The following is a 13,333-nucleotide window of genomic DNA, read 5'->3' as shown; positions in this document are numbered from 1 at the left end:
ATTGGTTAAGCTGGATATCAAGCAGAATACCTATTACGACTCGGTAACCCTCATGCTCATCTCCAAGGACCTCAAGAAACTCGACGGCGTCGAGGAGGCCCTCGTCGGCATGGGCACCGACCTCAACCGGGACATCGCCCACAACCTCGGCCTTGTGACGCCCGAGTTCGAGACGATCACCGCCAACGACTTCTTCGTCGCCATCAGGTGCGAAAACGACGACGTCATGGCCGCCGCCCTTGCGAAGGTCGACGAACTGCTGACCAAAAAGAAGGAGAACAGCAGCGCCAACTACTATCCGCCGACCCTCTCCTCCGCCATCAAGATGGATGACCAGCTCAACCTGGCGATCATCTCCGTCCCCGGCAAGTATGCCGCCGGCGTCGCGGACGAGTGCCTCGACCACGACATCAACGTCATGCTCTTCAGCGACAACGTCACGATCGAGGAGGAGAAGCGCCTCAAGGAGAAAGCCGTCTCCAAGGAGCTGCTCATGATGGGCCCCGACTGCGGCACCGCGATCATCAACAACGTCCCGCTCGCCTTCGCGAACGTCATCCGCCCGGGCGACATCGGCATCGTCGGCGCCTCCGGCACCGGCACCCAGGAGCTCTCCTCGCTGATCGGCCAGTTCGGCGGCGGCGTCTCGCAGGTCATCGGCACCGGCGGCCGCGACCTCAAGATCGAGATCGGCGGTCTCATGATGACCTTCGCGCTCGACGCCCTCATCCAGGACCCCAAGACCAAGGTCATCGCGCTGACCTCCAAGCCTCCGGCCGAGGAGATCGCGGATAAGATTCTCAAGCAGGCCGCCGCTTCCGGCAAGCCGGTCGTCGTCTGCTTCGTCGGCGGCGATCCCGAGCAGGTCAAAAAATACGGCCTCATCCCCGCCCTCTCCCTCGAGGACGCGGCCCGCAAGGCGGTCGCCCTCTCCAAGGGCGAGCCGGTCGTCGACTTCACCGGCTTCTCGGCCCCCGACGCCGAGATCGACGCGATCGTCAAGGCGGAGACCGCCAAGTTCGCTCCCACGCAGAAGTACGTCCGCGGCCTCTACACCGGCGGCACCCTCTGCGACGAGGCGATGAAGATGCTCACCAAGGCGTTCGGCGGCGTCTATTCCAACATCCCGCTGAAGCCCGAATTCAAGCTCGAGGACGTCAACGTGGGCGTCGAGAACACCTGCCTCGACTACGGCGACGACGACTTCACCCGCGGCCGCCCGCATCCGATGATCGACCCGTCCCTGCGCGCCGAGCGCGTGGTCAAGGAGTCGCTCGACCCGACGGTCGCCGTCATCCTCGCGGACTGCGTCATCGGCTACGGCTCCCATCCCAACCCGGCCGAGGACCTTGCCGACGCCATCCGCACCGCCAAGGCGAACGCCGAGAAGGACGGCCGCTACCTGAGCGTCATCACCTCCGTCTGCGGCACCGAGGAGGACCCGCAGTCCCTCTCCAAGACGCAGCAGCAGCTGCGCGACGCGGGCGCGGTCGTGATGCCCACCAACTCGCAGGCGACCCGCCTTGTTGAGCGGATCATCTCGAACATCAAGTAAGGGGGTCAGGAACATGAGCAAACTCAACGAACTCTTCAATAAAAAGCTGCACATCGTCAACCTTGGCATCGAGTCCTTCTACGAGGACCTCAAGACCCAGAAGCAGGAAGCGATCCACGTCGACTGGAAGCCGGTCGCCGGCGGAAACAAGAAGATGGCGTCCCTGCTCGGAATGCTCAAATAAATCTTCGCGGTTCCATTCACAAATTTCAGATAACAGGAGGAATTTACAATGACGTTGGGCGAAAAGATCAACCAAGCCAACGCGGAGGCGTTAAAACGCATCCTCGGCGCGCAGCCGACGCTCGTCGGGATGGGCACTGCCGGAGAGGACATCCCCGGTATGACCAAGAAGACCATCCTTCACGCCGGCCCGCCGGTCACCTGGGATAAAATGTGCGGCCCGGTCCGCGGCGCCGTCATCGGCGGCCTCATCTACGAGGGCCTCGCCGCCAACAAGGAGGAGGCCGAAAAGCTGGCCGCCTCGGGCGAGATCACCTTTGACTCCTGCCACCACCACAACGCGGTCGGCCCGATGGCCGGTATCGTGACCTATTCGATGCCTGTCTGGAAGGTCGTCAACAAGACCTCCGGCAACTACGCGTACTGCACCGTGAACGAGGGCCTCGGCAAGGTTCTCCGCTTCGGCGCCTTCGGCGACGAGGTCATCGACCGCCTGAAATGGATCCAGAACGAGTTCTACCCGATCGTCAAGGAAGCCATCGCCATCCACGGCGAGATCAACCTCAAGACGATGATCGCGCAGGTCCTGCAGATGGGCGACGAGGGCCACAACCGCAATAAGGCCGGCACCTCCCTGCTGATCCGTGAGCTCGCTCCCGCGATCGCGCAGACCCACTTCCCGCTGGAGAAGATCGTCAAGGTTCTCGAGTTCCTCAACTCCAACGACCACACCTTCCTGAACCTCACGATGCCCGCCTGCAAATCCACCATGGACCCCGTGGGCAACATCCCCTACTGCACCATCGTCTACACGATGGCCCGCAACGGAACGGAATTCGGCATCCGCGTCTCCGGCTTCGGCAACCGCTGGTTCACCGCTCCCGCGGAGATCATCGACGGCCTCTACTTCCCCGGCTACACCCAGGCGGACGCCAACCCGGACGTCGGCGACAGCTGCATCACCGAGACCACCGGCATCGGCGGCTTCTGCATGGCGGCGGCCCCCGCGATCGTCCAGTTCGTCGGCGGCACCGTGGCCGATTCCATCAAGTACTCCACCCAGATGTATGAGATCACCGAGGGCGAGGGCAACACCTACCAGATCCCGGCCCTCAACTTCCGCGGCAGCGCCACCGGCATCGACATCCGCAAGGTCATCGAGACCGGCATCCGCCCGATCATCAACACCGGTATCGCCCACAAGGACATGGGCGTCGGCCAGGTCGGCGCCGGTATCGTCAGCCCGCCGATGAAGTGCTTCGAGGATGCGCTTGAGGCGTGCGGCGAGTGGATGGAATAATTCCTTCCCCTCTCCCGTATCCTGTCCCCATGGGGACCTGAAAACAGTCGTTTGTATACCTACATACAATTCAATCTTAAGGAGGCAATTTTATGAGCAAGTGGAGCGACGTGAAAATCTATGACCTGAGCATCCCGATTGGTATCCTCACCCCGCCGTGGCCGACCTATGAGCCCATGCAGATGAAATTCTTCAAACGCCTGGCGCCGAACGGTGCGAACGGCCAGCTGGTGACCCATTCCAACCATGTCGGCACCCATCTCGACGGCCCCCTGCATTTTGATACCGCCGGCCGCGACATCGCGTCCCTCGAGCTGACCAAGCTGTGCGCCCCCGGCGTCGTGGTCGACTTGTCCGATATGGCGCAGGATTTCGGCATCTACACCCCGAAGGACATCACCGACCGCGCCGACGTCCACAAGGGCGATATCCTGATCATCAACACCGGCTACCACAAATACGGCTTCGATCAGCCGACCGCGGATGAGAAGCGCTACATGCTGCGTCACCCCGGCCCGTCGATGGACTTCATCCAGTGGGTCCGCGACATGGAAATCAAGTGGATCGGCGTCGACTGCGGTTCCGCCGACCATCCGATGAACACCAAGATCCGTGACTGGGAGCCTATGGAGGCCGAGGCCTGCGACAAGATCTTCATGGAGCGCTATGGCAAACACCTCAACGAGATCTACGAGTGGCCGAAGAACTACCAGGCCATGCACATCCAGCTCTTCTGCCAGCCCTACGAGGCGATCCACGCCGAGTGCCTGGGCGGCCAGATCGACGAGCTGAGCAACAAGCGCTGCGTCATCGGCTGCTTCCCCTGGAAGTTCACCGAGGGCGAGAGCTGCATCAGCCGTATCGTTGCCTTCACCGGCTTCGACGATGTCTGATTGATCTCTCCGTAAATTACGGTTCGTGTCTTCCTCACGGCTGCGGCCGCCCCGCTTACGCGGGGCGGCCGCAGCTATTTTTCGTTTCCCCCGCAGATGCTCAGAGAAAGAGGGACACCGCGCAGCAGACGAGCAGGAGCGCCATCACGAGGTTGACCACGCGGGCATGTTCAGAGAAAAGGCGGTGGAAGAGGCTGCCGAAGAGCGCCCAGCAAACCGTCCCAAGGAAGCCGACAAAGGCCAGCAGGAGTGCAAAGCCGGCCACGACAAGCGGCTGGCGGAAATAAGGGAGGACATAGGCGGACAGGGAGGTGACGCCGTAGATGATCACCTTCACGTTCACGAACTGCAGCAGCATACCGTCCAGGAAGCCCGCGCCCCCCTTCCTTTCCTCGAGGCGGGAGGAGCTGCACAGCGTCCGCCACGCGAGCCAGAGCATGTAGGCCGCGCCGAGCACCAGCATGAACGGCCTGATCCGCGGGAGAAAGGTGTAGAGCGCGCCGCAGAACACCCCACAGAGCAGCATCAGCACCGAAAATCCCGCCCAGATTCCTAGATTGAAGGGGAAGCTGCGGCGAAAGCCGAGCCGTCCCGCGTTGGACATCGACAGGATCGTGTTGGGGCCGGGCGTAAAGGCGGTGACGAAGATATAGGCCAGAAACGACGCAGGATGGAACATGGCGGTTGACCTCCTCGGCAAACAGATGTATAATATAGTCATCTTTTTGTGCAGGATATGATATGCACTATATTGTATATCATGTGCATTATATTGTCAAGTTCGGACTGGGAGGACGCCATGGATGTAAAAGAAACCGTCGCCTGCAACCTCAGGCGGCTCCGGGACGACCGGAAGCTGAGTCTGGACGCCGCCGCGCAGCTCACCGGCGTCTCAAAAAGCATGCTCGGGCAGATCGAGCGCGGGGATGTCAACCCCACCATCTCGGTCCTGTGGAAGATCGCGAACGGCCTGAAAATTTCCTTCTCCGCCCTGCTCGAGCGCGCGGAGGGGGGCACCTCCGTCGTGCGCGCGGCGGAGGCCTCCCCGCTTCTGGAGGACGCGGGCAACTACCGCAACTACCCCGTTTTCCCCTTCGACGAAACGCATCCCTTCGAGCTCTATCGCATCGAAATCGAACCGGGCGGACATCTTGAGGCGGCTCCCCACCTGCCCGGCACCGAGGAGAGCATCACCGTCTTTTCCGGGGATGCGGCCGTTTCGGTCGACGGCACGGACTACCCGCTCGGCCCCGGGGACTCCATCCGCTTCGCCGCGGACCGTCCCCACGGCTACCGCAACGCCGGAACCGAAACCGTGGAGTTGAGCATGGTCATCTTTTACGGAAGATAACAAAGGCGGGACCCATAAATGGGTCCCGCCTTTTGCAGTTCTTACCGGACGACGTTTTCCGGCGCGCCGTCCAGCCACGCCGCGAGGTTCTCGAAGACGATCACCGCGCGCTTTTCAAGCGCCTCCTTCGTGGCGAACGCGACGTGCGGCGTCGCGACCAGGTTGGGGGCGGAAAAGAGCGGATGGTCCCGCGGGATGGGCGGCTCGGTCTCGAAGACGTCGATCCCCGCGCCCGCGATCACCCCATCGGACAGCGCCTTCGCGAGCGCCGCGCTGTCCACCACCGGGCCGCGCGCCGTGTTGATGAGGAAGGCGGTTTTCTTCATGAGGCCCAGCTCCCGCGCGCCGATGAGCCCGCGCGTCCCGTCGTTGAGCGGCACGTGCAGCGACACGACGTCGCAGCCGGAGAGCAACTCGTCGAGACCGACATAGCGCAGCCCCGTCTCCGGCTTTTGGGTACGGCTGTAGACGACCACCTCGCATCCGAACGCCTCGGCGATGCGCGCGACGCGCAGGCCAATCGCCCCGGCGCCGACGATCCCGAACTTCTTGCCCTCCAGCTCGGTCCCGATAAGCCCCGCCTTGGTGCCGCCCTCCCGCACCGCCCGGTCGCAGGGAAGGATGCTGCGGCAGAGGGCGATCAGCAGCCCGAACACGAGGTCGGCCACCGCGACGGTGGAATAGCCCGCGCAGTTGCAGACGGTGACGCCGCGTTCCCGGCAGGTGTCCATCGCGACATGGTCGACGCCGGTAAACGCCACCAGGATCAGCTTGAGGGCGGGGCACCGCTCGATCACCTCGCGCGGATAGGGCAGGTTGGAGAGCACGACCGCGTCCGCGTCCCGGCTGCGCTCGATGAGCGTGGGCACGTCCTCGGCGCGGGTGTCGTAAGAAACGATTTCGATCCGCCCGGCGGCGGCCTTCTCCGCCATCGCCAGCAGTTTTTCCTTTTCCACGCCCAGCGGCTCCAGAATCACCAGTTTCATGGGAATCCTCCTTGCAGCGGCCCGGGGGCCGGTATTCTCATGGATATCATAGCATGTCCCGGCGTGTATTGCATCCCCGGGAAGAAAATTTTACCGGTCGGGCAGCGTCACCGTGCAGGTCGTCCCCGCGCCCGGCGCGCTCTCGTATTTGATCGCGCCGCCGTGCAGGTCGAGGATCCGTTTGACGATCGAAAGCCCGAGGCCGTTGCCCTCGCGGGAGTGGGAGCCGTCCCCCTGGTAAAACTTCTCAAAGATGCGCTGCTGCGTCTCGGGAGACATGCCGATCCCGTCGTCGGCGATCTCCACCCGCAGCCCGCCGACGACCCGGCGCAGCTTGACCGAGATATTGCCCCCCTCGCCGGTAAACTTGATCGCGTTGGAGAGCAGGTTCAGCCAGAGCTGCTGCACGAGCTCCTCGTCCCCCCGGTAGTCCGCCCGGTCAAGCTGGATGTCGAGGTCGATGTGCCTGGCGTGCCACTGGTTTTCCAGCAGCAGGATGCAGCGCCTGATCTGTTCGTCGAGGGAAAAGACGGTGGGGTTTTCCGCGGTCGACTGGTTTTCCAGCCTGGACAGGCGCAGCAGATTGGAGGAGAGGCTCGCCATGCGGTCGGTCTCGTCGGAGATCAGGCGGGTGTACTTCTGGAATTTCTCCTCGCTGAGCTTCCCATAGGGGGCCGAGGTCAGCAGCTTGACGCTCCCCTGGATCGCGGCGATCGGGGTCTTGAACTCGTGGGAGACGCTGCTCACAAAGTCCTTGCGGAGATATTCGATGTTGCGCAGCTCCCCGACCATCCAGTTGAAGTTGCGCACCACGACCCCCATTTCGTCGCGGCTCTCAAAGTCGACGTGCACGTCGAAGTTGCCGCGCGCCACCTGCCGGATGGCCTGGTTGAGCTTTTGCAGCGGGCGGATGGCGCGGTGGATGGCGACCACCGCGCCGAGGCTCGCGATCGCCGCGCAGAGGAAGAGGGTCTGTAGCACCAGCTTCCGGATTCCCGTGAACTGGCCCGGCGGGGGCGTGACCGAAAGGTACAGGTAGCCGTCCGGCATCCGCACCGCCCCTTCAAAACGTCCCTCCACCGTGCGCATCTCGAGCTTTCCCGGCTCGAGCGCGGCGCCGGAAAAGGGTCCGGGCAGCTCATCCGCGCGCTCGTAGACCTCCACGACGTCGAGGCGCTTTCTCAGCTCGTCGACGATGTCCCGCGTCGTCAGGCCGGAGCGGTCCATGAACCCCGCGAAGATGTCCACGACCGACTGGATCTGCAGTTCGGCCGACTGCTGCATCCTGCCCCAGATGTTGATGAAGGTGACCAGATAGGTGATTCCGCACGCCAGGAAGATGACCACGAAGAGGGTCACCAGGTATTTGAAGCGCACCGAGTGGATCCGCAGGATGTCGGCCGTCTCGCGGCCGTCCCTTTTACCCGCGTTCATACCAGCTTCTCCGCACGGTAGCCCAGCCCGCGCACCGTCACGAGCTTGAACTGCCGCAGGCCGCCGAATTTTTCCCGCAGGCGCTTGATGTGCACGTCCACCGTGCGCTCGTCCGCGTCGGAGTCAAGCCCCCAGATGTCGTCCATCAACTGCTGGCGGGTAAAGGTCTTGCCGGGGGCGTTCAGGAGCTTGAACAGGAGCTGAAACTCCTTTTTGGGCAGCACCGCGGTGCCGTGCTCGTCGGTCACCGAGAGCGCGTCGTAGTCGAGCTCGATGTCGCCGATGCGTAGCTTGTGGCCGCTGGCCATCTGCGCCCGCCGCAGCAGCGCCGACACCCGCCAGAGCAGCTCCTCGAAATCGACCGGCTTGACCATATAGTCGTCGGTGCCCGCCAGAAAGCCTTGGTGCTTGTCCTCCAGCGTCTCCCGGGCGGTCACCATGATGACCGGCAGCGTGTACCCCGCCTGCCGCAGCTCCTGCGTCAGCCGGTAGCCGTCCAGCTCCGCCATCATGATGTCGCAGATCAGCAGGTCGATGTGCGCGTCCTCCATGACCGCGAGCGCCTCCGCGCCGTTTTTCGCCTGATAGACCTGGTATCCGTTTTCCGCCAGGTAGTCGCTCATCAATTCCCGCAGACTGTAATCGTCCTCCGCCACCAGAATATGGAACATCCGCATCACGCCCCTAAGAAAGTTTCACAAGTCCATGTTGAGTATATCGGATTTTTATGAACAAAAGGTTAAATTTCCGCCAAAGTCCGCTCTACGGGTTCGGGAGTTCAAAAAAAGTTCATACAGAAGGACTATGATTAAGCCTGTTGTATTTTTGTTATATTATTTGGAGGGATATCCGCATGAACCAAAACCGCACGCGCTTCGCAGCCTGCCTGACGGCGGTCTGTCTGATGGCCGGAACCGCCGGCTGTGCCCCCAAGGCCGCGGAGACGGCCGCCCAGGAAAAAAGCATCTATGTGGAAACCGTGACCGCCGAAACGGGGGACCTCTCCCTCAGCACCGAGTTCATCGGCACCGTGGAACCGGATGAGCTCGTCAGCGTCTTCCCGAAGGTCGCCGGCACCGTGCTGGCCGTCCATAAGAACGTCGGGGACGAGGTCAAAAAGGGCGAGCTCCTCTTTGAAGTCGACCCCTCCGACATCCAGCTGTCGGTGAACATCGCGCAGGCGCAGCTCATGAGCGCGCAGGCCCAGATGGACCAGGCGCTCGGCAGCTCCTTCGACATGCAGATGATCCAGCTCGAAAGCCAGCTCAAGCAGGCGCAGAACGCCTATTCGAACGCCCGCCAGAGCCTGCGGGACTACAACGACGGCACCGAGGACTCGATGGACGACATCTCGAACGGCATGGCCGCCTTCCAGCAGTCGATGCAGAGCCTGAAGCAGCAGATCGCCGAAAAAGACGCGGCGATCAAGCAGGCGCAGGAGGCCGGGGACCCGGATGAAGTCGCACGTCTGCTGGCGCAGAAGCAGGGGCTCGAGGCCTCCTACGACCAGGCGGAAGCCCAGTACCTGATGATGCGCGCCAACTACAACGACCTCGACGACGGCGACGACGCGCAGCACAAGCAGCTCCGCACCGCCGTGCGCAACGCGCAGACCGCCTACGAGTCGGCCGAGCAGATCTACGAGCTGACCAAGGACGCGGTACATAACGACGCGATCAAGGTCGCCAAGGCCTCCCTCGGGCAGGCGACCGCCGCCTTTGAGGCGCAGGCCAAGCAGCTCGAATACACCCGCGTCACCTCCCCGATCGACGGCGTGATCGAGCAGAAAAACGTCTCCGAGCAGGGGCTGGTCTCCCAGTCGAGCCCCGCCTACACCGTCTCCAACAAATCAACCCTCATGGTCACCTTCTACGTCCCCGCCGACGCGGTCGACCAGATGGCGGCCGGCGACAAGGTCACGATCGAAAACGGCCGCAGGACCTATGAGGGCACCATCGCCGAGGTCGGCACGATGGTCGACCCCGCCACCGGACTCTTCAAGGTGAAAGCCTCCGCCGACGAGGACGACGGCGCCCTTCTGACCGGGCTTTCGGTCAAGGTCACCGCCGACACCGCCAAGGCGCGCGGCAGCCTGCTCATCCCGCAGAGCGTCGTCTACTATGAGGACGGCGCGGCGTATGTCTACCTGCTCGAGAACGGCCGCGCGGTCAAAACCTTTATCGAGACGGGCATCTCCAACGAGGAGTCGGTCGAGGTCACGTCCGGCCTGACCGCCGCCTCCCGGATCATCTCCACCTGGCACCCCAACCTCACCGACGGCGCCGCCGTCGTCCCGGCGGCCGAGGCCGCGGCCGCCTCTTCCGGCGCCGCCTCCGAAGAGGCCTCCTCCGGAGAGGACGCCGCGGAGGAGGCGTCCTCCGCAAAAGCCGCTTCCGAAGGCCAGCAGGCCGAGCCGGACGACGCCGCTTCCGGCGGCGCACAGGAGGACTGACGCCCTATGAATTTAACGAAACTTGCGATCAGGCGCCCTGTGTCGATGTTCATCGTCGTGCTGGCGCTGGTGGTCTTCGGCTTTTCGGCCATGCTCGGGGCTCCGCTCGAGCTCATGCCCGACATGGAGATGCCCGCCATGATCATCCTCACCATCTATCCGGGCGCGGGGCCTGAGGAGGTCAACGACCTCGTCACCTCGGTCATCGAGGACTCGGCCGCGAGCCTCAGCGGCGTCAAGAACGTCACCTCGCAGTCCAAGGAGAACATGTCGCTCGTCATGCTCGAGATGGACTACGGCGCCAACATGGACGTGGCGCACATGGATCTGCAGGAGAAGCTCGACATGTATAAGAGCACCCTGCCGGACGACGCCCAGACCCCGACCATCATCGAGGTCAGCATGGACATGATGCCGAGCATCGTCCTCTCCGCCAACGCCACGGGCGACGTCGACCTGCTCCGTCTCATCGACGACGACGTCAAGCCCGAGTTTGAAAAGCTCTCGGGCGTGGCCACCGCCGACGTGATGGGCGGACAGAAGGACTACATCAGCGTCACCCTCAACGAGGAGCGCCTCAAGCAGTATAAGCTCGACATGAACACGATCATCGGGTTCGTGGGCGCCGCCGACTTCTCCATCCCGGCCGGCAGCGTCGACCGCGGCGACCAGGAGCTCTCCCTGCGCGGCGGCGTCAGCTACAACACCGTCGAATCGCTCAAAAACATCCCCATCACCCTCCCCACCGGCCAGGTCATCCACCTGTCCGACGTGGCGAACGTCTACCAGGGCACCGAGGAGGCCGGCTCGATCAGCCGCTATAACGGCCATGAGACGGTCATGATCTCGATCACCAAGCGGCAGAGCGCCGGCACCGTCGACGTCTCCCGCGCGGTCATCGACACGATGAACAAGATCAACGACAGCAACATCGGCGTCGAGATGTCGGTCATCAACGACTCGAGCGAGCAGATCCTCGCTTCGATCAAGACGGTCATCCAGACGCTGATCGGCGCGGTCATCCTCTGCATGATCGTGCTCTTCCTCTTCTTCCGGGACTGGCGCGCCTCCCTCATCGTCGGAAGCTCGATCCCCGTCTCGGTGCTCACCACCCTCATCCTTATGAACATGATGGGCTTCTCCTTCAACGTCGTCTCCCTCGGAGGGCTCATCATCGGCGTCGGCATGATGGTCGACAACTCGATCGTCGTGCTCGAAAGCTGCTTCCAGCGGCAGGAGCGCCAGCTCACCCACCGGGAGGCCGCGCTCGAGGGCGCGAAGTTCGTCACCAGCTCGATCATCGCCTCGACGATCACCACCATCGTCGTCTTCCTGCCCATCAGCATCCTGAAGGGCCTGTCCGGACAGATGTTCCGCCAGCTGGGCTTCACGATCATCTTCTCGCTGACCGCGTCGCTCATCTCCGCGCTGACCATCGTCCCGCTCATGTTCTGCCGCCTCAAGCCGGTCGAGCGGGAGGGCAGGTTCGGCCTCTGGCTCAAAAAGGTGGAGGTCTCCTACGGCGGCTTCCTAAAAAAGACCTTCCGCCACAAGGCGCTGGTCGTCATCGTCTCCGTCGTGCTGCTCGTCGTTTCGGTCGGGATGGTCTTCTTCATCCCGATGCAGCTGATGCCCGACATCGACCAGGGCTCCATCTCGATCTCGGTCGACACCAAGCCGGGGCTCAAGCTCGCGGAGGTCGACAGGATCCTCACCGACCTCGAAACGATGGTCGCCGAATGCCCCGACGTGGAACGGTATTCCCTGTCGAGCGGCGGCAGCTCAATGCTCTCGTCGGGCGGGGGCGGTTCGATCTCCGTCTATCTCCGGGGAGACCGTGAAAAGAGCACCAAGGAATGGGTCGACATCTGGCGCGCCCAAACCGCCAACACGGTCGGCTACGACGTCGACGTGAGCGCCTCGAGCATGATGTCGATGATGGGCGGCGGCTCGAGCGTCGACGTGAATATCCAGGGCAACGACCTCGACACCCTGCGCGGCGTCTCCAGGCAGATCGAAGAGCAGCTGCGCGGGCGCGGCGAAGTCGTGCGCGTCACCTCGACCGTCTCCTCCGGCGACCCGCAGGCGGAGATCAAGGTCGACCCGATCAAGGCGACCGCCGTCGGGCTCACCCCGAAGCAGGTCATCGGCACCGTCTACAACATCATGGAGGGCAACTCCCCCGACACGCTGCGCGTCAACGGGCAGGAGTACGACATCCGCATCGAGTACCCCAAGGACCGCTACCAGACGGTCGCGGACCTGTCCGGGCTGATGCTCACCGCCCCCGGCGGGCGGCAGGTGCCGCTCCTGGACATCGCGACGATCGAGTACTCCAACGCGCCCCTCCAGATCGACCGCCAGAACAACCAGTACATCGTGACCGTCTCCGGCCAGCTCACCACCGCCGCCGAGAGGAACGCCGCGAAGATCACGCAGGAGGTCACCAAGTCGGTCGAGGGCATCCTGCCCACCGGCGTTTCGATCGCCACGAGCGACATGATGGAGAGCATGAACGAGGAGTTCTCCGCCCTCGGCGGGGCCATCCTCACCGCAATCCTGCTCGTCTTCATGGTCATGGCGATGCAGTTTGAATCCGCGCGCTTCTCGATCATCGTCATGATCTGCGTTCCCTTCTCCCTCATCGGCTCCTTTGGGCTGATGCTGCTGTCGGGCGTGACGATGAGCATGCCCTCGCTGATGGGCTTCCTGATGCTCGTCGGCACCGTCGTCAACAACGGTATCCTCTTCATCGATACCGCCAATAGCTACCGGGGCAGCATGGACGCCGAGACCGCGCTCATCTACGCGGGCCGCAGCCGCCTGCGCCCCATCCTGATGACCACGCTGACCACCGTCCTCTCGATGCTCCCGATGGCCCTTGCGATCGGCGAGAGCGCCGAGGCGATGCAGGGCATGGCAATCGTCATCATCGGCGGCCTGACCGCCTCCACCGTGCTGACGCTGCTGCTTCTGCCGACCTTCTACCTGCTCTTCCGGGGCAAACCCCGCAAGAACAACGACACCGACCCCGAGGCGGCGCTGAAGCCGCCCGCGAGCGATCTCTCCCCAGAGGAGCTTTCGCAGTTCTGACCCGCATTTCTGCGTATAAAAACGCCCGCCCCGCCTGCGCGGGGCGGGCGTTTCGCGTCCCTCCGCCCTTCCCCGCGAAGGCATAT

General features: G+C 63.2%; 11 protein-coding genes. 7 read left to right on the top strand and 4 right to left on the bottom strand.

The window, feature by feature from the left end; all coding sequences use genetic code 11:
- Position 1: 1 nt before the first annotated feature.
- The 4 genes from fdrA (at position 2) to C1A13_RS05635 (ending at position 3,931) form a co-directional block, all read left to right on the top strand.
- Positions 2-1,555 carry an acyl-CoA synthetase FdrA gene (gene fdrA, locus C1A13_RS05650; RefSeq protein ID WP_242970816.1) on the top strand — a complete coding sequence of 518 codons (1,554 nt, stop codon included), beginning with the start codon at positions 2-4 and terminating at the stop codon, positions 1,553-1,555.
- A gap of 13 nt (positions 1,556-1,568) precedes the next feature.
- Positions 1,569-1,739: a fdrA domain protein gene (locus C1A13_RS05645; protein WP_101549944.1), complete on the top strand. Its 171-nt coding sequence runs from the start codon at positions 1,569-1,571 to the stop codon at positions 1,737-1,739.
- A gap of 48 nt (positions 1,740-1,787) precedes the next feature.
- Positions 1,788-3,038, top strand: a complete 1,251-nt coding sequence (locus C1A13_RS05640) for a DUF1116 domain-containing protein (RefSeq protein ID WP_101549942.1) — start codon at positions 1,788-1,790, stop codon at positions 3,036-3,038.
- Between the two features lie 92 nt (positions 3,039-3,130).
- Positions 3,131-3,931: a cyclase family protein gene (locus tag C1A13_RS05635; RefSeq protein WP_101549940.1), complete on the top strand. Its 801-nt coding sequence runs from the start codon at positions 3,131-3,133 to the stop codon at positions 3,929-3,931.
- A 100-nt stretch (positions 3,932-4,031) separates the two neighbouring features.
- On the opposite strand, the gene C1A13_RS05630 is transcribed toward C1A13_RS05635, so the two are convergent.
- The gene (locus C1A13_RS05630; RefSeq protein WP_101549938.1) at positions 4,032-4,610 is read right to left on the bottom strand and encodes a LysE family transporter; all 579 of its coding nucleotides are present in this window, start codon (positions 4,608-4,610) and stop codon (positions 4,032-4,034) included.
- A 120-nt stretch (positions 4,611-4,730) separates the two neighbouring features.
- Between C1A13_RS05630 and C1A13_RS05625 the strand changes: the two genes are divergently transcribed.
- A complete protein-coding gene (locus C1A13_RS05625; RefSeq protein WP_101549936.1) occupies positions 4,731-5,282 on the top strand; it encodes a helix-turn-helix domain-containing protein in 552 nt (183 codons plus the stop codon).
- Between the two features lie 41 nt (positions 5,283-5,323).
- Here the strand turns inward: C1A13_RS05625 and C1A13_RS05620 are convergent, their stop codons facing one another.
- From C1A13_RS05620 to C1A13_RS05610, 3 genes are all read right to left on the bottom strand, one after another.
- A complete protein-coding gene (locus tag C1A13_RS05620) occupies positions 5,324-6,268 on the bottom strand; it encodes a 2-hydroxyacid dehydrogenase (protein ID WP_101549934.1) in 945 nt (314 codons plus the stop codon).
- A 90-nt stretch (positions 6,269-6,358) separates the two neighbouring features.
- On the bottom strand, positions 6,359-7,702 hold the full coding sequence (locus tag C1A13_RS05615) for a sensor histidine kinase (RefSeq protein ID WP_101549932.1): 1,344 nt from the start codon (positions 7,700-7,702) through the stop codon (positions 6,359-6,361).
- On the bottom strand, positions 7,699-8,373 hold the full coding sequence (locus C1A13_RS05610) for a response regulator transcription factor (protein WP_101549930.1): 675 nt from the start codon (positions 8,371-8,373) through the stop codon (positions 7,699-7,701). The genes C1A13_RS05615 and C1A13_RS05610 overlap by 4 nt, the downstream gene beginning before the upstream one ends.
- A 182-nt stretch (positions 8,374-8,555) precedes the next feature.
- Here C1A13_RS05610 and C1A13_RS05605 point away from each other — a divergent pair, with 182 nt between their 5' ends.
- Both C1A13_RS05605 and C1A13_RS05600 read left to right on the top strand, forming a co-directional pair.
- Positions 8,556-10,154, top strand: a complete 1,599-nt coding sequence (locus C1A13_RS05605) for an efflux RND transporter periplasmic adaptor subunit (RefSeq protein WP_242970815.1) — start codon at positions 8,556-8,558, stop codon at positions 10,152-10,154.
- 6 nt (positions 10,155-10,160) lie between these two features.
- Positions 10,161-13,247, top strand: coding sequence for an efflux RND transporter permease subunit (locus C1A13_RS05600; RefSeq protein WP_101549928.1), 3,087 nt, complete (start codon positions 10,161-10,163; stop codon positions 13,245-13,247).
- Positions 13,248-13,333 lie beyond the last annotated feature (86 nt).

It is taken from the genome of Anaerotruncus massiliensis (ex Togo et al. 2026) (genome assembly GCF_900199635.1).
GTDB classification, from domain to species: Bacteria; Bacillota; Clostridia; order Oscillospirales; family Ruminococcaceae; genus Anaerotruncus; species Anaerotruncus massiliensis.
Note: the sequence above shows the minus strand (reverse complement) of the source record. Positions and strands in the feature narration are given on the sequence as shown.

What these genes read in the sequence shown, in the direction of transcription:
- C1A13_RS05645 (WP_101549944.1), top strand. Translation starts at nt 1,569, where the DNA reads ATGAGCAAACTCAACGAACTCTTCAATAAAAAGCTGCACATCGTCAAC.
- C1A13_RS05640 (WP_101549942.1), top strand. Translation starts at nt 1,788, where the DNA reads ATGACGTTGGGCGAAAAGATCAACCAAGCCAACGCGGAGGCGTTAAAA.
- C1A13_RS05635 (WP_101549940.1), top strand. Translation starts at nt 3,131, where the DNA reads ATGAGCAAGTGGAGCGACGTGAAAATCTATGACCTGAGCATCCCGATT.
- C1A13_RS05630 (WP_101549938.1), bottom strand. Translation starts at nt 4,610, where the DNA reads ATGTTCCATCCTGCGTCGTTTCTGGCCTATATCTTCGTCACCGCCTTT.
- C1A13_RS05625 (WP_101549936.1), top strand. Translation starts at nt 4,731, where the DNA reads ATGGATGTAAAAGAAACCGTCGCCTGCAACCTCAGGCGGCTCCGGGAC.
- C1A13_RS05620 (WP_101549934.1), bottom strand. Translation starts at nt 6,268, where the DNA reads ATGAAACTGGTGATTCTGGAGCCGCTGGGCGTGGAAAAGGAAAAACTG.
- C1A13_RS05615 (WP_101549932.1), bottom strand. Translation starts at nt 7,702, where the DNA reads ATGAACGCGGGTAAAAGGGACGGCCGCGAGACGGCCGACATCCTGCGG.
- C1A13_RS05610 (WP_101549930.1), bottom strand. Translation starts at nt 8,373, where the DNA reads ATGTTCCATATTCTGGTGGCGGAGGACGATTACAGTCTGCGGGAATTG.
- C1A13_RS05605 (WP_242970815.1), top strand. Translation starts at nt 8,556, where the DNA reads ATGAACCAAAACCGCACGCGCTTCGCAGCCTGCCTGACGGCGGTCTGT.
- C1A13_RS05600 (WP_101549928.1), top strand. Translation starts at nt 10,161, where the DNA reads ATGAATTTAACGAAACTTGCGATCAGGCGCCCTGTGTCGATGTTCATC.